General features: G+C 67.1%; 17 protein-coding genes. 4 read left to right on the plus strand and 13 right to left on the minus strand.

The window, feature by feature from the left end; translation table 11 throughout:
* Position 1 precedes the first annotated feature (1 nt).
* Genes zwf through pgl form a run of 3 tightly spaced genes read left to right on the plus strand, consistent with a single transcriptional unit; the run spans position 2 to position 3,272 of the window.
* A complete protein-coding gene (gene zwf, locus QFZ29_RS08475) occupies positions 2–1,543 on the plus strand; it encodes a glucose-6-phosphate dehydrogenase (RefSeq protein ID WP_306893720.1) in 1,542 nt (513 codons plus the stop codon).
* Complete coding sequence (locus QFZ29_RS08480; RefSeq protein WP_306893721.1) at positions 1,540–2,505, plus strand: glucose-6-phosphate dehydrogenase assembly protein OpcA; 966 nt, start codon at positions 1,540–1,542, stop codon at positions 2,503–2,505. The genes zwf and QFZ29_RS08480 overlap by 4 nt, the downstream gene beginning before the upstream one ends.
* A complete protein-coding gene (pgl, locus tag QFZ29_RS08485; RefSeq protein ID WP_306893722.1) occupies positions 2,502–3,272 on the plus strand; it encodes a 6-phosphogluconolactonase in 771 nt (256 codons plus the stop codon). The genes QFZ29_RS08480 and pgl overlap by 4 nt, the downstream gene beginning before the upstream one ends.
* Before the next feature lie 78 nt (positions 3,273–3,350).
* On the opposite strand, the gene QFZ29_RS08490 is transcribed toward pgl, so the two are convergent.
* The 12 genes from QFZ29_RS08490 to coaE all read right to left on the minus strand — a co-directional run bounded on the left by QFZ29_RS08490 (position 3,351) and on the right by coaE (position 17,538).
* The gene (locus tag QFZ29_RS08490) at positions 3,351–3,707 is read right to left on the minus strand and encodes an RNA polymerase-binding protein RbpA (RefSeq protein ID WP_306893723.1); all 357 of its coding nucleotides are present in this window, start codon (positions 3,705–3,707) and stop codon (positions 3,351–3,353) included.
* Positions 3,708–3,721: 14 nt separating this feature from the next.
* Positions 3,722–3,973 (minus strand): preprotein translocase subunit SecG, encoded by a 252-nt coding sequence (gene secG, locus QFZ29_RS08495; protein ID WP_022888045.1) that lies wholly within the window; start codon positions 3,971–3,973, stop codon positions 3,722–3,724.
* An 81-nt stretch (positions 3,974–4,054) separates the two neighbouring features.
* On the minus strand, positions 4,055–4,843 hold the full coding sequence (tpiA, locus tag QFZ29_RS08500; RefSeq protein WP_306893724.1) for a triose-phosphate isomerase: 789 nt from the start codon (positions 4,841–4,843) through the stop codon (positions 4,055–4,057).
* Positions 4,834–6,048, minus strand: a complete 1,215-nt coding sequence (locus QFZ29_RS08505) for a phosphoglycerate kinase (RefSeq protein ID WP_306893725.1) — start codon at positions 6,046–6,048, stop codon at positions 4,834–4,836. Before QFZ29_RS08505 ends, tpiA begins: the two co-directional genes overlap by 10 nt.
* Before the next feature lie 11 nt (positions 6,049–6,059).
* Positions 6,060–7,064 carry a type I glyceraldehyde-3-phosphate dehydrogenase gene (gap, locus tag QFZ29_RS08510; RefSeq protein WP_129521198.1) on the minus strand — a complete coding sequence of 335 codons (1,005 nt, stop codon included), beginning with the start codon at positions 7,062–7,064 and terminating at the stop codon, positions 6,060–6,062.
* 93 nt (positions 7,065–7,157) lie between these two features.
* Entirely contained in the window at positions 7,158–7,784 is a 627-nt protein-coding gene (locus tag QFZ29_RS08515) for a superoxide dismutase (protein ID WP_306893726.1), read from the minus strand.
* A gap of 134 nt (positions 7,785–7,918) precedes the next feature.
* Entirely contained in the window at positions 7,919–8,899 is a 981-nt protein-coding gene (whiA, locus tag QFZ29_RS08520) for a DNA-binding protein WhiA (RefSeq protein WP_129521200.1), read from the minus strand.
* Positions 8,900–8,960: 61 nt separating this feature from the next.
* Positions 8,961–9,836 carry an RNase adapter RapZ gene (gene rapZ, locus QFZ29_RS08525; protein WP_306893727.1) on the minus strand — a complete coding sequence of 292 codons (876 nt, stop codon included), beginning with the start codon at positions 9,834–9,836 and terminating at the stop codon, positions 8,961–8,963.
* Positions 9,837–9,873: 37 nt separating this feature from the next.
* Positions 9,874–11,808 carry an excinuclease ABC subunit UvrC gene (gene uvrC / locus QFZ29_RS08530; protein WP_306893728.1) on the minus strand — a complete coding sequence of 645 codons (1,935 nt, stop codon included), beginning with the start codon at positions 11,806–11,808 and terminating at the stop codon, positions 9,874–9,876.
* A gap of 3 nt (positions 11,809–11,811) precedes the next feature.
* A complete protein-coding gene (gene uvrA, locus QFZ29_RS08535) occupies positions 11,812–14,703 on the minus strand; it encodes an excinuclease ABC subunit UvrA (protein ID WP_306893729.1) in 2,892 nt (963 codons plus the stop codon).
* 128 nt (positions 14,704–14,831) lie between these two features.
* A complete protein-coding gene (uvrB, locus tag QFZ29_RS08540) occupies positions 14,832–16,898 on the minus strand; it encodes an excinuclease ABC subunit UvrB (RefSeq protein ID WP_306893730.1) in 2,067 nt (688 codons plus the stop codon).
* A 10-nt stretch (positions 16,899–16,908) separates the two neighbouring features.
* Positions 16,909–17,538 carry a dephospho-CoA kinase gene (gene coaE / locus QFZ29_RS08545; RefSeq protein WP_306893731.1) on the minus strand — a complete coding sequence of 210 codons (630 nt, stop codon included), beginning with the start codon at positions 17,536–17,538 and terminating at the stop codon, positions 16,909–16,911.
* 52 nt (positions 17,539–17,590) lie between these two features.
* Here coaE and QFZ29_RS08550 point away from each other — a divergent pair, with 52 nt between their 5' ends.
* Positions 17,591–18,193 (plus strand): DUF4126 domain-containing protein, encoded by a 603-nt coding sequence (locus QFZ29_RS08550; RefSeq protein ID WP_306893732.1) that lies wholly within the window; start codon positions 17,591–17,593, stop codon positions 18,191–18,193.
* Between the two features lie 53 nt (positions 18,194–18,246).
* Here QFZ29_RS08550 and rpsA read toward each other — a convergent pair whose 3' ends face one another.
* Complete coding sequence (gene rpsA / locus QFZ29_RS08555) at positions 18,247–19,695, minus strand: 30S ribosomal protein S1 (protein ID WP_129521207.1); 1,449 nt, start codon at positions 19,693–19,695, stop codon at positions 18,247–18,249.
* Positions 19,696–19,927 lie beyond the last annotated feature (232 nt).

Here is a 19,927-nt window from a genome sequence, read left to right on the forward strand (position 1 = left end):
CATGCAACCGGCCCCGATCACCGCGCAGCACAATCCGCTGCGTTCCCCGAAGGACTACCGGCTGAATCGCATCGCCGGCCCCTCGAGCCTCATCATCTTCGGCGTGACGGGCGACCTGTCGCGCAAGAAGCTCATGCCCGCGGTCTACGACCTCGCGAACCGGGGCCTGTTGCCGCCCGGCTTCGCGCTCGTCGGCTTCGCACGCCGCGAATGGGCCGACGAGGACTTCGAACGGGTCGTGCACGATTCGGTGAAGCAGTATGCCCGCACCGAATTTCGTGAGGACGTCTGGAAGCAGCTCGCTCGCGGCATCCGCTTCGTGCAGGGCGACTTCGACGACGACGCCGCATTCGACCGCCTGCGTGAGGTCGTCGGCGAACTCGACGAGAAGCGGGGCACGATGGGCAACCACGCGTTCTACCTGTCGATCCCGCCGAAGTCCTTCCCGCTCGTCACCGAGCAGCTCAAGCGATCCGGGCTCACCGAGCAGAACGGCGACCAGTGGCGCCGCGTCGTGATCGAGAAGCCGTTCGGGTCCGACCTCCAGACGGCGCGCGAGCTCAATGACGTCGTCGCCTCGGTGTTCCCGCCCGACTCCGTGTTCCGCATCGACCACTATCTCGGCAAGGAGACGGTGCAGAACATCCTGGCCCTCCGGTTCGCGAACCAGCTCTACGAGCCGATCTGGAACGCGAACTACGTCGACCACGTGCAGATCACGATGGCCGAGGACATCGGCGTGGGCGGCCGTGCCGGCTACTACGACGGCATCGGCGCGGCCCGCGACGTCATCCAGAACCACTTGCTGCAATTGCTCGCGCTCACCGCCATGGAGGAGCCCATCTCCTTCGAGGCGAGCGACCTCCGCGCCGAGAAGGAGAAGATCCTCGCCGCGGTGCGACTGCCCGAAGACCTCGCGACGGGCACCGCACGTGGGCAGTACGCGGGCGGCTGGCAGGGAGGCGAAGAGGTCATCGGCTTCCTCGACGAAGACGGCATGGACCCCGAGTCCACCACCGAGACCTACGCGGCCATGAAGCTGACCATCGGCACCCGCCGATGGGCCGGCGTGCCGTTCTACCTTCGTGCGGGCAAGCGACTCGGCCGCAGGGTCACCGAGATCGCCGTCGTCTTCAAGCGGGCACCCCAGCAGGTCTTCGCCGCCAGCCAGACGTCGCAACTCGGGCAGAACGCCCTCGTCATCCGGGTACAGCCCGACGAAGGGGTCACCATCCGCTTCGGCTCGAAAGTCCCCGGCGCCGGCATGCAGGTGCGCGACGTGACGATGGACTTCGGCTACGGGCACGCGTTCACCGAGGCGAGCCCCGAGGCGTACGAACGCCTCATCCTCGACGTGCTGCTCGGCGACCCGCCGCTCTTCCCCCGTCAGGAGGAGGTCGAGCTCTCGTGGAAGATCCTCGACCCGATCGAGGAGTTCTGGGAGACCCAGGGCCAGCCCGAGCAATACCGCCCCGGCACCTGGGGGCCCGCCTCGGCCGATGAGCTGCTGGAACGCGACGGACGAAGCTGGAGACGCCCATGATCGTCGATCTGCCCGACACCACCACGAGCCAGGTCTCGAAGACCCTCGTGAAGATCCGCGAAGAGGGCGGCGTCGTTGCGCTCGGTCGGGTGCTCACGCTCGTCATCGCCACCTCCCCCGGCGCCGAAGAGGAGGCCATCGAGGCCGCCAACGACGCGTCGCGCGAGCATCCGATGCGCGTGATCGTGGTCTCACGGGAGCCGGGCACCGAGACCTCGGCGGTCGAGCCGCGGCTCGATGCCGAGATCCGTGTGGGCGGCGACGCCGGCGCGAGCGAGGTCATCGTGCTTCGAGCGTGCGGCGATGCGGCCAGCGACGAGGAGAGCCTCGTGATGGGCCTGCTGCTGCCCGATGCCCCCGTGGTGACCTGGTGGCCCGCTGCCGCACCCGAGGTTCCCGGCAAGTCGCCGCTTGGCCGCATCGCACACCGCAGGATCACGGATGCCTCGACGCAGCCCGATCCCCAGGCCGCGCTTCACAATCTCGCCTCGAGCTACACCCCAGGCGACGCTGACTTCGCGTGGACTCGCCTGACACTGTGGCGCGCGCAACTCGCCGCCGTGCTCGACCAGCCGCCATACGAACCCGTCACCGACGTCCACGTGACGGGGGCGATCGACTCCCCCTCGACGACACTGCTCGCGGCGTGGCTGAAGCTGCAGCTGTCGGCTCCGACCACCTACGAGTTGACGAGTGTGGAAGCCGGTTCGCACGGCATCCACGGGGTGCGACTCGGGCGGGATGGCGGCGCCATCGAACTCGTGCGCGACGTGCCCGGCATCGCGACGCTTCGTCAGCCGAGCCAGCCGCTGCACGATCTCGCCCTGCCGCGGCGGAATCTCCGTGACTGCCTCGCCGACGAGCTCCGACGCCTCGACCCCGATGAGCTGTACGGTGAAGTGATCACGAGCGGGCTCGCCCTGCTCGAGGACGCCGACGATGGAGGAGGCCGCGCCGCATGACGAATGAGCGCCGCGTGCTCGTACACCCCGACAAGGCCTCGCTCGCAGGAGCGGTGGCGGCGCGCTTCATCACGAAGACGCTCGACATCCTCGACGCGCAACCGCTCGCGCACATCGTGCTCACCGGCGGCACGATGGGCGCCTCTGTGCTCGAGGCGGTCGCGTCGTCGCCGGCCCACACCTCGGTCGACTGGTCGCGCGTGCACTTCTGGTGGGGCGACGAGCGGTGGGTGCCCGCCGGAGATGCCGAGCGCAACGACGGACAGTCGCGAGCCGCCCTCCTCGACCGGCTCGAGCTTCCGGCCGAGAACGTCCACCCGTTCCCGGCATCGGATGCCGGCATCTCGCTCGACGAGGCCGCCGACGTCTACGCAGCCGAACTCGCGGCGCACGGCGTCGACGGATTGCCGCACCCCGTCTTCGACATCACGTTCCTCGGCGCCGGCCCCGACGGGCACATCGCCTCGCTGTTCCCGCATCGATCGGGAATCCAGGTCACCGACCGCACGGTCATCCCGGTGCGGAACTCGCCGAAGCCGCCGCCCGAGCGATTGAGCCTCACACGACCCGTGCTGAACGCGTCGCAGCGCATCTGGATCGTGCTCGCAGGAGCCGACAAGGCCTCAGCGCTCGGACTCGCCCTCGCCGGTGCGAGCCGCGACGAAGTGCCCGTCGCCGGCATCAAGGGACGCCGACGCACGGTGTTCTTCGTGGACCGTGAAGCGGCTGCCGAAGTTCCCGAAGAGCTCATCACGCCCGACTACTGAACACGTCCGTCGCAGACATGAAGCAGGGCCGGCCCTTTGGAGCCGGCCCTGCTTCATGTCTGGTTCTGGTTCGGTGCCTCAGGCCTGTCCGCGCCGGATGCGCAACTGCGTGAGTGCGTCGTCGAGCAGGGCAGCGGCCTCTTCGTCGGTGCGACGTTCCTTGACGTAGGCGAGGTGCGTCTTGTACGGCTCGAGCTTCGAGACCGAAGGCGGGTTCTCGCGATCGCGCCCGGCGGGCAGCCCCGTGGAGGGGCTGTCGATGGTGTCGGGGATCTCCTCTTCGGGCAGGTTCGCTGCGAAGTACCGCACCGTCTCATTGCCCTGGGCGTCCCAGTAGCTCACCGCGACGCGATCGGCGTGGAAGCCACGATCCTGTTCGCCCATCGGCCCGGCGCCCACGCGCGAGCCACGAATGGCGCTGTTTCCTGAAGCCATCTTCTTCTCCCCCGTCAGATTCCGGCGTCGAACTTGGTGATGAGACCGAGCACGACGATGCAGGTCACCCAGATGAGTCCGAGGATGACCGTGATCCGGTTGAGGTTTCGCTCGGCGACACCCGATGCGCCGAGGCTCGAGGTGACGCCTCCTCCGAACATGTCGGAGAGACCGCCACCGCGGCCCTTGTGCAACAGGATGAGCAGTGTCAGCAGGAGGCTCGTGAGACCGAGCAGCACCTGCAGGACGACCTGGAGAATCTCCACGGTGAACCTTTCCGGGCACGACGCAGGGGGTCGGGCCGACAATCAGTATAACGGCACGCGAGCCGCGGCCGAGGAGGCGGGCTAGGCTCCGACGTGCTTCTTGAACCGCGCGATGCTCGAGAACTCGGCGATGTCGAGGCTCGCTCCGCCGACGAGTGCCCCATCGACGTTCGGTTCGCGAAGGAACGAGGCGATGTTCGCCGCCTTCACCGAGCCGCCGTAGAGCACGCGCGTCGCCTGGGCGGTCTCGTCACCGAACACCTCGGTGAGCACGCCACGAAGAGCTGCGGCGACCTGCTCGGCCTGATCGGGCGTCGCGGCCTGACCCGAGCCGATGGCCCAGACCGGCTCGTAGGCGACGACGAGTCCCTTCGACCCGTCGACGCCTTCCAGCGCGGCGCGCAGCTGCGCGACCGGCACGGCACTCGGGCCATGCGCCTCGAGGTCTTCGGCGGTCTCGCCGACGCACAGCACGGGGATGAGGCCGTGGCGGTGCGCAGCGAGCACCTTCGCGTTGATGTCGGCATCGCGCTCGCCATGCAGGGTGCGTCGCTCGGAGTGGCCGATGATCACGTACCGGCAGTCGAGTGCCGCGAGGAACGCCCCCGAGATCTCACCCGTGTATGCCCCGGAGTCGTGCGCCGAGACATCCTGTGCGCCGTACGCGATCGGGAGCGAGTCAGCCGAGACGAGCGTCTGCACCGATCGCAGGTCGGTGAACGGCGGGAACACCGCCACCTCGGCGTCGGCGAAGTCGTGCTTCGCGTCGGCGAGGCTCCACGCGAGCTTCTGCACGAACGCGATCGACTGCAGGTGATCGAGGTTCATCTTCCAGTTCCCTGCGATGAACGGAGTGCGCTTCACTGCCATCCGAGGACCTCCAGTCCGGGAAGCTTCTTGCCTTCGAGGAACTCGAGGCTTGCGCCTCCGCCCGTTGAGATATGACCGAACTGGTCGTCGGAGAACCCGAGCTGCCGCACCGCGGCGGCGGAGTCGCCGCCGCCGACGACACTGAGCCCATTGACGGCCGTGAGGGCCTCGGCGACCGTGAGGGTGCCTGCAGCGAACGGCGCGAGCTCGAACACGCCCATGGGCCCGTTCCAGAACACCGTCTTCGAACCGCGGATGTGCTCGGCGAAGACCGCTGCGGTGTCGGGCCCGATGTCGAGTCCGAGTCCGGATGCCCCGAACGGCGTCTCCTCGATCGCATCCGAGGGCGTCACGACGTGCTCTGCCTCGGCCGAGAAGGCTGACGCAACGACGACGTCAGTCGGCAGCACGATCGACACGCCACGCTCCGTCGCCTCGGCGAGATAGCCGCGCACCGTCTCGATCTGGTCTTCCTCGAGCAGGCTCGAGCCGACCTTGTGGCCCTGTGCAGCGAGGAAGGTGAAGAGCATGCCGCCCCCGATGAGCAGGGTGTCGACTCGGGGCAGCAGGTGTGCGATGACGCCGAGCTTGTCGGAGACCTTCGATCCGCCGAGCACGACCGTGTAGGGGCGCTCAGGCGATTCGGTGAGCCGGTCGAGCACTTCGAGCTCGGCGGCGATCAGCAGTCCTGCCGCGCTCGGCCGGAGCTCCTCGAGTTCGAAGACGCTCGCCTGCTTGCGATGCACGACGCCGAACCCGTCGGAAACCACGGCGTCGGCGAACGCGGCGAGCTCGCCCGCGAACGCGGTGCGCTCCGCCTCGTTCTTACTGGTCTCGCCCGGGTTGAACCGGAGGTTCTCGAGCACGAGCACCTCGCCGTCGCCGAGCGCCGCGACCTTGGCCGCGGCATCCGTTCCGACGGTGTCGGCGGCGAAGCCGACCGGAGCGTCGAGCAGCTCGCCGAGGCGCGCCGCGACGGGAGCGAGGCTGTACTTCGGGTCGGGCGCTCCGTCGGGCCGCCCGAGGTGGGAGACCACGATGACGCGGGCGCCCTGGCCGATGAGGGCCTCGAGCGTGGGGACCGATGCCCGCACGCGGCCGTCGTCCGTGATGACCGCGTTCTGCAGAGGAACGTTCAGGTCACAACGGACGACGACGCGCTTGCCGGCGAGCGGACCGAGAGTATCGATCGTTCGCAGGGTCACGATGACTCGGCTCAGAGACGTTCGGCGACGTACTCGGTGAGGTCGACGAGGCGGTTGGAGTAACCCCACTCGTTGTCGTACCAGCTCGAGAGCTTCACCTGATCGCCGAGGACGCGCAGCAGGCCCGCATCGAAGATCGACGAGTGCGGGTCGCTGACGATGTCGCTCGAGACGATCTCGTCTTCGGTGTACTTGAGGATGCCCTTCATGGGCCCCTCTGCGGCGGCCTTGTAGGCGGCCTTGACCTCGTCGACGGTGACCGGGCGAGAGGAGGTGACCGTGAGATCGGTGATCGAACCGGTGGGAACCGGGACGCGCAGGGCGAAGCCGTCGAGCTTGCCGACGAGCTCAGGCAGCACGAGACCGATGGCCTTCGCGGCGCCGGTAGAGGTCGGCACGATGTTGACGGCGGCCGCACGTGCACGACGCAGGTCTTTGTGGGGGCCGTCCTGGAGGTTCTGGTCGGCCGTGTACGCGTGAACCGTGGTCATGAGACCGCGCTCGATGCCGAACTCGTCGTTGAACACCTTGGCGAGCGGCGCGAGGCAGTTGGTGGTACACGAGGCGTTCGAGATGATGTGGTGCTTCTCGGCGTCGTACTCGTGCTCGTTGACGCCCATGACGAACGTCGCGTCCTCATCGGTGGCGGGAGCCGAGATGAGCACCTTCTTGGCGCCGGCGTTGATGTGCTTGCGCGCATCGGTGGCCTTCGTGAAGAAGCCGGTCGACTCGATGACGATGTCGACGCCGAGCTCGCCCCACGGCAGGTTGGCGGGGTCGCGCTCTGCGAAGACCTTGATCGCCTTGCCGTTGACGATGATCTGTCCTTCGTCGAACTCGACGGTCGCGTCGAGTCGCCCGGTGATCGAGTCGTACTTCAGCAGGTGTGCGAGCGTCTTGTTGTCGGTGAGGTCGTTCACCGCGACGATGTCGAGGTCTGCGCCCTGCGCGAGGGCGGCGCGGAAGTAGTTGCGGCCGATGCGGCCGAAGCCGTTGATGCCGATCTTTACAGACACGGATGTCTCCTGTTTGACGTGCGCGATCGCGCTATTGCAAGGGTGAATTGATCGGACAGCGGTGTCCCCGGACGGGTCCGGGGACACCATCCGCTACGACAGTAGCAGCAGCCCTGAGGTCTTCTCGCGTGCGGTGGTGAAGCGCTCCTGGACGTTCGCCCAGTCTGCGATGTTCCAGAACGCCTTCACGTAGTCGGCACGCACGTTCTTGTAGTCGAGGTAGTACGCGTGCTCCCAGACGTCGAGCATGAGGAGGGGCACGATGCCGGCGGGGAGGTTTCCCTGCTGGTCGAAGAACTGCACGATGATGAGGCGCTGTCCGATCGAATCCCAGGCGAGCACTGCCCACCCGGAACCCTGCACACCGAGCGCGGTCGCCGTGAAGTGGGCCTGGAACTTGTCGAACGAACCGAATGCGTCGTCGATCGCCGACGCGAGCTCACCGGCGGGCTTGTCGCCGCCGTTGGGCGAGAGGTTCGTCCAGAAGATCGAGTGGTTGATGTGCCCGCCCAGGTTGAACGCGAGGTCCTTCTCGAGCTTGTTGACGTTCGCGAGGTTATCCGAGTCGCGGGCTTCAGCGAGTTGCGCGAGCGCGGTGTTCGCGCCGGTGACGTAGGCCTGGTGATGCTTCGAGTGGTGCAATTCCATGATCGTGCCGCTGATGCTCGGCTCGAGCGCCGAGTAGTCGTAGGCGAGATCCGGGAGGGTGTAGTCAGCCATTGCTTCTCCTTCTCAGATGCCGGGCGTGCCGGGCTCCTGCCCGGTGTTCCGCGGCTGCCTTTCGAGTCTATGCCCGTCGCGAGCGGTGCCCGCGTGGCGTATGACGCGGGACGACGCTCGAGAGCGAGGGGCGATCAGACCTCGTCGAGGTCGGCGGGCAGGCTCGCCTCCGTGCCCGGTACACCGAGTTCGGCGGCGCGCTTGTCGGCCATTGCGAGCAGGCGGCGGATGCGGCCGGCCACGGCGTCTTTCGTCATCGGCGGGTCGGCGTAGTGGCCGAGCTCGTCGAGACTTGCATCGCGGTGGGCGAGCCGAAGTTCTCCGGCGTACTTCAGGTGATCGGGGATGCCGTCGCTCAAGAGCTCCATGGCACGTTCGACGCGTGCGCAGGCTGCGACGGCGGCTTGCGCCGATCGCCGCAGGTTCGCGTCGTCGAAGTTGACGAGCCGGTTCGCCGTGGCCCGCACCTCGCGCCGCTGCCGGAGCGCCTCCCAGTTGCGCACCGTCTCGGTGGCGCCCATCACGGCGAGCATCGCGCTGATCGCCTCGCCGTCGCGGATCACGACCCGGTGCACGCCGCGCACTTCACGTGCCTTCGCCGAGATGCCGAGCCGGCCGGCGGCGCCGACGAGCGCCATCGCGGTCTCGTTGCCGGGGCAGGTGATCTCGAGTGCGGCCGAACGGCCGGGATCAGTGAGACTCCCCTGAGCGAGGAAGGCGCCCCGCCAGATGGCCGCGACCTCATCGCGCGAACCCGTCGTGAGCTTGTTCGGCAGTCCTCGCACCGGTCGTCGGCGCGCGTCGAGGAGGCCGGTCTGCCGGGCGAGGGTCTCTCCCCCGTCGAGCACGCGCACGAGGTACTGGTTCGAACGACGGATGCCGGAAGGGGAGATCACCGACACGTCGGGGCGAACGCCGTAGATCTCGCCGAGGTCGCGCGTCACCCGGCGCACGATCGTTGGTGAGTCGAGCTCGGCCTCGATCGCGATGCGGCTGGAGATGATGTGAAGGCCGCCGGCGAAGCGCAGCACCGCCGCGAGCTCAGCCGCCCTCACGCTGGTCTTCGGCACGTCGACTCGCGCGAGCTCTTCTTTCACATCCGCGGTCAATGCCACTTCACGTCCAATCTTTCGTCATCTTGTCGTCGCGCCTCATCGAATGTCACGCCGCGCCGAGTCACTCGCGGCCGAGGTCGCGATCCTTGACACTCACGGCGACCCCGGGCATCTTCTCGATTCGCTTGCGGAGCTCTCGGATGATGGCGACCGATCGGTGCTTTCCCCCGGTGCATCCGATGGCGATCGTCGCGTGCCGCTTGTTCTCACGCTGGTAGCCCGCCAGGACCGGCTCCAGCGCCTTGGCATAGGCGTCGATGAACTCACGCGCGCCCGCTTGCTCGAGCACGAATTCCGACACCGCGCGGTCTTCACCGGAGAGATGGCGCAGCTCGGGAACCCAGAACGGGTTCGGCAGGAACCTGGCATCGGCCACGAGATCGGCGTCGGAGGGCACGCCGTACTTGAACCCGAAGCTCAGCATGGTCACCCGGAGTCCGGCTTGGCCCTCTTCGGCGAAGGTCTCGGTGATGAGATTCGCGAGCTGGTGGATGTTGAGATCGGTGGTGTCGATGACGATGTCGCTCGCCTCTCGAAGCTCGGCCAGACGCGCACGCTCGTCGCCGATGCCGTCGAGCAGCGTGCCCGACCCCTGCAGCGGGTGCGGTCGTCGCACCGATTCGAAGCGGCGCACGAGCACGGTGTCGGTCGCGTCGAGGAAGACGACGCGCACGTTCACCCCCGTGCGCAGCGCCTGGATGATCTCTCGGAGTTCCGAGAAGAAGTCGCCGCCGCGGATGTCGACGACCGCCGCGATGCGGGGCAAGGAGGCGCCGGCGCGTTCGACGAGCTCGACGAGCGGGCGCAGCATCTGCGGAGGCAGGTTGTCGACGACATACCAGCCCAGGTCTTCGAGAGCATTGCCGACGGTCGACCGGCCCGCACCGGACATCCCAGTGACGATGAGCATCTCTTGCTGCTCGGCCTCAGCTGCCATCGTCTCGAGGTCCCCTTCCGCGTGTCGACACCCCAGCCTACCGGGGCGCCGACACGCCGTCAGCGCGCAGCTGACGATGCACCGTCGCCGCGAGCACCGGCCCGATGCCGCTCACTTCTGCGATCTCGACTTCGGTCGCGGCACGAAGTCGCGTGACCGAGCCGAAGTGACGCAGGAGTTGCTTCACGCGCGACGGGCCGAGACCCGGGATCTCGGAGAGCACCGAGCCGATGTCGCGCTTGCGACGCTGTCGCTGATGCGTGATGGCGAACCGGTGCGCCTCGTCGCGAACACGCTGGAAGAGGAAGAGCGCGTCGCTGTTGCGCGGCAGGATCACGGGGAAGTCGGCATCGGGAGTCCAGATCTCCTCGAGCCGCTTCGCGATGCCGCAGAGCGCGATGCCCTCGACCCCGGATTCGGCGAGGGCCCGCGCCGCGGCCTCGACCTGCGGCTGGCCTCCGTCGACGACGAGGAGGTTGGGGCGATAGGCGAACTTCTTGCGAGATCCGGATGCCGCGGCGGCATCCGTCGCTGCATCCGGCCCTTCGAGGCCCGCCGCACCGACGTCGCCGACCTCACCGTTCCACCCGGGCTGCAAGAGGTAGGCGAGCCGTCTGGTGAGCACCTGGTGGATCGAATCGGTGTCGTCGCTCGACTGCGGGATGGTGAATCGGCGGTACTCGTCTTTGCGCGGCAGGCCGTCTTCGAACACCACCATCGACGCGACGATGTTGGTGCCACTGAGATGCGAGACGTCGAAGCACTCGATTCGCAGCGGCGCGTCGGCCATGCCGAGCGCCTCCTGGATGTCTTCGAGCGCGCGGGACCGGGTGGTGAAGTCGGCGCTCCGACGCGTCTTGTAGAGCATCAGGGACTGCTTCGCGTTCTGGGTCGCGGTTTGGAGCAGCGCCGCCTTGTCGCCGCGCTGGGCGGCGCGGAGCCGCACCTTGCGCCCCGCGAGCGTTGCGAGCCACGTCTCGAGCGCGGCGGCGTCGTCGGGCAGTTCGGGTACGACGACTTCGCCCGGCGGCCGGATGTCGTCGACGTAGGCGTTCTGCACGACCGAGTCGACGAGTTCGCCGAGCGGAACGTCGAGCTCCTTGTCGACCGTCCAGGAGCGGACGCCGCGCACCCGACCGCCACGCACGATGAAGAGCTGCACCGCCGCGGAGAGCTCGTCGTGGTCGATGCCGAACACGTCGATGTCGACCGACTCGCCGAGCACCACCGCGCTCTTCTCGAAGAAGGACTCGGCGGCCTGGAGCTGGTCGCGCCTGCGCGCGGCAGTCTCATAGTCTTGCGCCGCCGCCGCCGCCTTCATCTGCTGCGTCAGCTCGCCGATGATGCGCCGGTCTTGGTTCTGCATGAACGCGACGAATCGGTCGACGTTCTCGCGGTGCTCCTCGATCGTGACGAGCCTCGAGCAGGGGCCGAAGCAGCGTCCGATCTGCCCTGCGAAGCAAGGCCGGCCGCTCGCCATGGCGCGCTTGTAGTCGGAGTCCTTGCACGTGCGGATCGGGAACAGCTTGAGCAGCACCTCGAGCGTCTCGTTGACCGCCCAGACCTTCGGATACGGCCCGAAGTACCGTGCACCGGGGATGCCGCGGCGACGCGACACCATGGCCCGCGGCGCCTCGTCGGCGAGCGTCACGACGAGGTAGGGGTAGGACTTGTCGTCTTTGAATCGCACGTTGAACGGCGGGCTGAACTCGTTGATGAGCGTGATCTCGAGTTGCAGCGCCTCGACATCGTTCGCGACCACCGTCCATTCGACGGAGGTCGCAGTGGTGACCATTCGGCGCGTGCGCTCGTGCAGGCTCCGCAACGGCGCGAAGTAGTTCGACAGCCGCGCCCGGAGATTCTTCGCCTTGCCGACGTAGAGCACGCGGCGATCGGCGTCACGGAAACGGTAGACGCCCGGAGCGGTCGGGATCTCCCCCACCCTCGGGCGGTACGCGACGGTCTCGTTCATCGCCTAGCTGGCGACCTCGGCGCGGACGGATGCCGCTCCGAAGATCTCACGCAAGAAATAGCCGGTGTGGCTGTCGTGGACCTCTGCGACCTGCTCGGGCGTGCCCGTGGCGACGACCTGCCCTCCGCCGGAGCCGCCCTCTGGCCCCAGGTCGATGATCCAGTCGGCCGACTTGATGACGTCGAGGCTGTGCTCGATGACGATGACGGTGTTGCCCTTCTCGACGAGCTTGCCGAGCACCTTGAGCAGCTTCTGCACGTCTTCGAAGTGCAGGCCCGTGGTGGGCTCGTCGAGCACATAGACGCTTCGACCGTTCGAACGTCGCTGGAGCTCGGTCGCGAGCTTGACTCGCTGCGCCTCGCCGCCCGAGAGGGTCGTGGCGCTCTGGCCGAGTTGCACGTAGCCGAGACCGACGTCGACGAGCGTCTTCAGGTAGCGGTGGATCGCCGAGATCGGCTCGAAGAACTCCGCCGCCTCGCTGATGGGCATCTCGAGCACCTCGGCGATGTTCTTGCTCTTGTAGTGCACCTGCAGCGTCTCGCGGTTGTAGCGCTTGCCGCCGCAGACCTCGCACGCGACATAGACGTCGGGCAGGAAGTTCATCTCGATCTTGATCGTGCCGTCGCCCGAGCACGCCTCGCATCGGCCGCCCTTGACGTTGAAGCTGAAGCGGCCGGGGAGGTACCCGCGAGCCTTCGCCTCGTTCGTCTCGGAGAAGAGGGTGCGGATCCGGTCGAACACCCCGGTGTACGTGGCGGGATTGGAGCGCGGCGTGCGACCGATCGGTGCCTGGTCGACGTGCACCACCTTGTCGAGCTGATCAAGGCCGGTGACGCGGCGGTGCTTGCCGGGCACCTTGCGGGCTCCGTTCAAGCGGTTCGCGAGCACGCGATAGAGGATGTCGTTCACGAGCGATGACTTGCCGGAACCGCTCACCCCGGTGACGGCGGTGAACGTGCCGAGCGGGAACTCGACGTCGACACCACGGAGGTTGTTCGCCTCGGCGCCCTGCACGTGGATCATCCGCTCGGGATCGATGGGGCGACGGTGCGAGGGAATGGGGATCTCCTTGCGGCCCGAGAGGTAATCGCCGGTGAGCGAGCGCGTGTTCTTCACCAGGTCGGCGTAGCTGCCAGAGTGGACGACCGTGCCGCCGTTGACTCCCGCGCCCGGTCCGATGTCGACGATCCAGTCGGCCGTGCGGATGGTGTCTTCGTCGTGCTCGACGACGATGAGCGTGTTACCGAGGTCGCGCAATGCGATGAGCGTGTCGATGAGCCGGCGGTTGTCGCGTTGGTGGAGTCCGATGCTCGGCTCGTCGAGCACGTAGAGCACACCGGTCAGGCCTGAGCCGATCTGGGTGGCGAGCCGGATGCGCTGTGCCTCTCCGCCCGAGAGCGTGCCGGCGGCCCGAGCGAGGTCGAGGTAGCTGAGCCCGACCCGGATGAGGAAGTCGAGGCGCAGCTTGATCTCGCGGAGCACTTGGGCCGCGATGGTCTGCTCGCGCTGCGTCAGGTCGAGGCGGTCCATGAAGGCACGGGCGTCGGTGAGGCTCAGGAGGCACGCATCGGCGATGCTCATGTCGTGCACGAGCACCGAGAGCACCTCGGGCTTCAGCCGCTTGCCGTCGCACACCTGGCAGGGCACTTCGCGAAGGTATTCGGACCAGCGTGCGCGCTGCGCATCGGTCTCGGCCTGGAGGTACTGGCGCTCGATGTAGGGCACCACGCCCTCGAAACCGGAGCTGTAGCTCATCTCGCGACCGTAGCGGTTGCGCCAGCGCACCTTGACCTCGAAGTTGTCGCCCCGGAGCACCGCAGCGCGTGCGTCGTCGGCGAGCTCTTCCCACGGGGTGGCGAGCGAGAACTTGAGATCGCGGGAGAGGCCGTCGAGCAGCTTCTCGTAGTAGTTGTAGAGGCTCTTGCCCTGTGAGGTCCACGGCAGGATGACGCCCTCGGAGATGCTGAGCGTGGGATCGCCGAGCAGGAGCGAGTCGTCGACCGACATGCGTGTGCCGAGGCCCGAGCATTCGGGGCAGGCGCCGAACGGCGCGTTGAAGGAGAACGTGCGTGGCTCGATCTCGGTGAGCTGGATCGGGTGCTGGTTGGGGCACGAGAGCTTCTCGGAGAAGGTGCTCCACGCGGCGGGACCGGTCTCGTCGACGAAGTTCACCTGAACGAGCCCGTCGGTGAGGCGCAACGCCGTCTCAAGCGAATCGGTGAGGCGGCCGAGCACATCGGGACCGGCCACGAGCCGGTCGATCACGACCGAGATGTCGTGCTTGACCTGTTTCTTCAGCGTGGGCGGCTCGGACAGCCGGATCACGTCGCCGTCGACGACCGCGCGCGAATAGCCCTGTGCCGCGAGCTCGCGGAAGAGGTCGACGAACTCGCCCTTCTTCTGCGAGACGACGGGACTGACGATCTGGAAGCGTGTGCCCTCTGCCAGTTCCATGAGCTGATCGGCGATCTGCTGCACCGTCTGCCGCTGGATGCGCTCGCCGCACTCCGGACAGTGCGGCACGCCGATGCGAGCCCAGAGCAGCCGCATGTAGTCGTAGATCTCGGTGATCGTGCCGACGGTCGACCGCGGGTTTCGGTTGGTCGACTTCTGGTCGATCGACACGGCCGGGCTCAAGCCCTCGATGAAGTCGACGTCGGGGCGGTCGACCTGGCCGAGGAACTGGCGTGCATAGGCCGACAACGACTCGACATACCGGCGCTGCCCTTCGGCGAAGATCGTGTCGAAGGCGAGCGACGACTTGCCCGACCCCGACAGCCCGGTGAAAACGACCATCGCGTCGCGCGGGATCTCCACATCGACATTCTGCAGATTGTGAACGCGGGCACCGCGAACACTCAGGTGCGAATGGGCATCGAGACGTGAAACTGGCACCTTACGAGTCTAGAGAAGCCCACTGACACCCCCACCCGGAGAGCGCGTGCTGTCAGCGAACATACGTTCGATTCTCGGTTTCGCCCGCTGCGCCTGCAATCGGTCGCCGCCCAAATGCGGCAGATCGGTCAGCCGAGGTGCCCGGCCTTCTCCATCTGGCGAAGCTCACGCTTCAGGTCGGAGACCTCGTCGCGTAACCGTGCGGCGAGCTCGAACTTCAGCTCACCCGCGGCCTGCAGCATCTGCTCGTTGAGATCACGGATGAGCTCTTCGAGGTCGTTGGCCCCTGCCGCCGCGATGCCCTCACGACGGAGGTTCGGCACGGGAGCCTTGCGCTTCGCGTCACGACCGGCGAGGAGCGCCGCGGTGTCGGCCTCTTCGCGAGCGAGCACTTGCGTGATGTCGGCGATGCGCTTGCGCAGCGGTTGCGGATCGATGCCATTGGCGCGGTTGTACTCGAGCTGCCGGTCGCGGCGACGAGTGGTCTCGTCGATTGCGGACTTCATCGAGTCGGTGAGCACGTCGGCGTACATGTGCACTTCGCCGGAGACGTTTCGCGCCGCGCGACCGATCGTCTGGATGAGCGACGTCGACGAGCGGAGGAATCCCTCCTTGTCGGCATCGAGGATCGCGACGAGCGAGACCTCGGGCAGGTCGAGACCCTCGCGCAGCAGGTTGATGCCGACGAGCACGTCGTAGACACCCGCACGGAGCTCGGTGAGCAGCTCGACCCGGCGCAGGGTGTCGACGTCGGAGTGCAGGTATCGCACGCGGACCCCCGCCTCGGTGAGGAAGTCGGTGAGCTCTTCGGCCATCTTCTTCGTGAGCGTCGTGACGAGCACTCGCTCGCCGCGCCCGGCGCGAAGCCGGATCTCCTCGAGCAGGTCGTCGATCTGCCCCTTCGACGGCTTCACGACGATCTGCGGGTCGACGAGGCCGGTCGGGCGGATGATCTGCTCGACGATCCCGTCGGCGATGCCCATCTCGTATCGGCCGGGCGTCGCCGAGAGGTAGACCGTCTGGCCGACACGCGCCTTGAACTCGTCCCACTTCAGCGGCCGGTTGTCGAGCGCGCTCGGCAGTCGGAAGCCGTGCTCCACGAGGGTGCGCTTGCGCGACGAGTCTCCTTCGTACATCGCGCCGATCTGCGGCACGGTCACGTGCGACTCGTCGATGACGACGAGGAAGTCGTCGGGGAAGTAGTCGAGCAGGCAGTGCGGCGCCTCACCGGCGGCCCGGCCGTCGATGTGCCGCGAGTAGTTCTCGATGCCCGAGCAGAACCCGATCTGCTCCATCATCTCGAGATCGAACGTCGTGCGCATGCGAAGGCGCTGCGCCTCGAGGAGCTTGCCCTCGCGCTCGAGCTCGGCGAGGCGCTCCTCGAGCTCGACGCGGATCGTGCCGATCGCGCGCTGCATCACGTCGGTGCTCGCGACGTAGTGCGAGCCGGGGAACACCGGCACGGCGTCGAGCTTGGCCACGACCTCGCCCGTGAGCGGATGCAGGCTGTAGAGCGCCTCGATCTCGTCGCCGAACATCTCGATGCGGATCGCGAGTTCCTCGTAGATCGGGATGATCTCGATCGTGTCGCCGCGCACCCGGAAGTTGCCCCTGGAGAAGTCGACGTCGTTGCGCTGGTACTGCATCGAGACGAACTTGCGGATGAGCCAGTCGCGATCGACGCGCTGGCCGACCGTCAACGGCATCATTGCGCCGAGATACTCCTCGGGCGTGCCGAGTCCGTAGATGCACGAGACGCTCGAGACCACGACGACGTCGCGCCGGCTGAGCAGGGAATTCGTCGTGGAGTGACGCAACCGCTCGACCTCGGCGTTGATCGACGAGTCCTTCTCGATGAAGGTGTCGGTCTGCGGCACGTAGGCCTCGGGCTGGTAGTAGTCGTAGTACGAGACGAAGTACTCGATGGCGTTGTTGGGCATGAGCTCGCGGAACTCGGTGGCGAGCTGCGCGGCGAGCGTCTTGTTGTGCGCGAGCACGAGCGTTGGCCGCTGCACCTGCTCGATGAGCCAGGCGGTGGTCGCGGACTTGCCAGTGCCGGTCGCGCCGAGCAGCACGACATCGGTCTCACCCGCGTTGATGCGCCCCGCGAGCTCGGCGATCGCAGCGGGCTGGTCGCCGCTCGGGCGATAGTCGCTGACGACCTCGAACGGTCGAACGGATCGGGTGGCCTGCATGCTCTCCAGTCTAGGATCGCCCGCCGACACTACGGCCGGCCTGCTCCTCCTCGATGCGATGCCAGAGGGCGTCGGTCTGGCTCATGGTGTGCGCGAGCGTGCCGTCGGTGTCGATGACGACGTCGGCGATCGCCAACCGCGCGGCATTGTCGGCCTGGGCGTCGACGCGCGCCTCCGCCTGGATCGGATCGAGCCCGCGCTCCTCGACGAGGCGCTTGACCTGCGTGCGGCGCGGTGCGCTCGTGACGACCACGAGATCGAAGGGGTGATCGACGGATGCCTCGACGAGCAGGGGCACGTCGTATACGACGACCGCGTCGGGGTCTTCCTGCTCCGCCTTCGCGATCAGCCGGCCGGACAGCTCCCGCACCGCAGGATGCACGATGGCGTTGAGCCGGGCTCGGGCCTCGTCGTCGCCGAACACGAGCTCACCGAGCTTCGCCCGATCGAGCGAGCCGTCGTGACGGAGGACGCCGGGGCCGAACTCCTCGGCGATCGCCGCGAGCGCCGGCTTGCCCGGCTCCACGACGCGACGCGCGAGGTCGTCGGCATCGATATGCACTGCTCCGTGCTCGTAGAGCCTTCTCGCGACGGTGGACTTTCCAGAGGCGATTCCGCCAGTGAGACCGATCAGATACACGCATCCACTCTAATCGTGCGACACTCGACGCGAAGACCGAGAAGGGGCGCGCATGCTCGAGTTGCTGACCGGAACAGGGCTTGCACTCGCGGCCGGTCTGAACGCGTGGATTCCTCTCGTGGTCATCGGCGCACTCGACCGCTTCACTGGGCTCATCGACCTGCCGCCCGGCTGGGCGTGGCTCTCGAACGAGTGGGTCCTCGCGATTCTCGTCGTGCTGCTCGTCGTCGAGTTCATCGCCGACAAGATTCCGGGCTTCGACTCCGTGAACGACCTCGTGCAGACCATCGTGAGGCCCACGGCGGGCGGGCTCGCGTTCGGCTCGGGAGTCAGCGCCACGACGGCCGCGGTGACCGATCCCGAGGCCTTCGTCGCTTCACAGGACTGGGTGCCCGTGGCGATCGGCGTGGTGCTCGCGCTCCTCGTCCACCTGGCCAAGGCGGTCGCTCGTCCGGTCATCAATGCCGCGACCGCGGGCGTCGGCGCACCCGTCGCAAGTGCCGCTGAAGATGTCGGCAGCTTCGCCCTCGCCTTCGCGGCGCTCCTCGCCCCGCTGCTCGTCGTGGTCGGCATCGTGCTCATCGTGATCATGGTGGTCGTGCTCGTGCGCCGCCGGCGGAACCGGCGCTCGCGACATCCGCAGACCGCTCCCTGAAACGGCGGAAGGCCGGCCCCCGCGGGGACCGGCCTTCCGTTCGTCGCGAACGACTAGTTGTTGCTTGAGAGCTTCTCGCGAAGCGCTGCGAGCGACGCGTCGTCGGCGAGGGTTCCCGCGCCGGCGGCATCGCTCGAGTACGAAGCAGCACCGGCGAACGTCTCGTCGGTGGCCGCGACGGTGTTCGCCTGCGCGACCTGCTTCTTGTGCGCCTCCCAACGAGCCTGGGCGGCAGCGTAGTCCTGCTCCCACTTCTCGCGCTGGGTTTCGAAGCCCTCGCGCCACTCGTTGGTCTCGGGGTCGAAGCCCTCGGGGTACTTGTAGTTGCCCTGCTCGTCGTACTCGGTGAGCATGCCGTAAAGGGCCGGGTCGAACTCGGTGCCCTCGGGGTCGACACCCTCGTTGGCCTGCTTGAGGCTCAGCGAGATGCGGCGACGCTCGAGATCGATGTCGATGACCTTGACGAAGACCTCTTCACCGACGGACACGACCTGCTCTGCGAGCTCGACGTGCTTGCCGGAGAGCTCGGAGATGTGGACGAGACCCTCGATGCCGTCGGCCACGCGAACGAACGCACCGAACGGCACGAGCTTCGTGACCTTGCCCGGCGCGACCTGACCGATCGCGTGGGTACGGGCGAAGACCTGCCACGGGTCCTCCTGCGTCGCCTTGAGCGAGAGCGAGACGCGCTCGCGGTCGAGCTCGACGGAGAGCACCTCGACGGTGACCTCCTGGCCGACCTCGACGACCTCGCTGGCGTGCTCGATGTGCTTCCACGACAGCTCGGAGACGTGCACGAGGCCGTCGACGCCGCCGAGGTCGACGAACGCGCCGAAGTTGACGATCGAGGAGATGACGCCCTTGCGGATCTGGCCCGGGTGCAGGTTCGCGAGGAACGTCGAACGCGACTCGGACTGCGTCTGCTCGAGAAGCGCACGGCGCGAGAGCACGACGTTGTTGCGGTTCTTGTCGAGTTCGAGGATCTTCGCTTCGATCTCCTGGCCGAGGTACGGCGTGAGGTCGCGCACGCGGCGCAGCTCGATGAGCGAAGCCGGGAGGAAGCCGCGAAGGCCGATATCGACGATCAGGCCGCCCTTGACGACCTCGATGACCGAACCGGTCACGACGCCATCGGCTTCCTTGATCTTCTCCACGTCGCCCCACGCACGCTCGTACTGAGCGCGCTTCTTCGACAGGATGAGGCGGCCTTCTTTGTCTTCCTTCTGAAGGACGAGCGCCTCGACGGTGTCGCCGACGTTGACGACCTCCGTGGGATCGACGTCGTGCTTGATGGAAAGCTCACGGGAGGGGATCACACCCTCGGTCTTGTATCCGACGTCGAGGAGCACCTCGTCGCGGTCGATCTTCACGACGGTACCCTCGATGAGGTCGCCGTCGTTGAAGAACTTCAAAGTCTTCTCGACCGCGGCGAGGAAATCGTCAGCAGATCCGATGTCGTTGATCGCGACCTGCTTGGGTGCCTTGGTCGTTGCGGTTGTCATGTAGTGAATGCTCCGTATTGGACAATATCGGGCCCGTCGCAGAGGTAGAGCGTGTTGTTGGTTCCGCGATGGGCATGCGGACAGGGATGTCACACGAGTGACGATCCATCCTAACGGAATCCGGGCGCGGGCGGCAACCGAGCACGATCGTGCCCCGCCGAGGGAGGCTGTCCCCCCGGCTCACGCGTGCTGTCGTGGACACTTGTCCGGACTTTGTAAGTTTATCTTGACA

This window comes from Agromyces albus (assembly GCF_030815405.1).
GTDB classification, from domain to species: Bacteria; Actinomycetota; Actinomycetes; order Actinomycetales; family Microbacteriaceae; genus Agromyces; species Agromyces albus_A.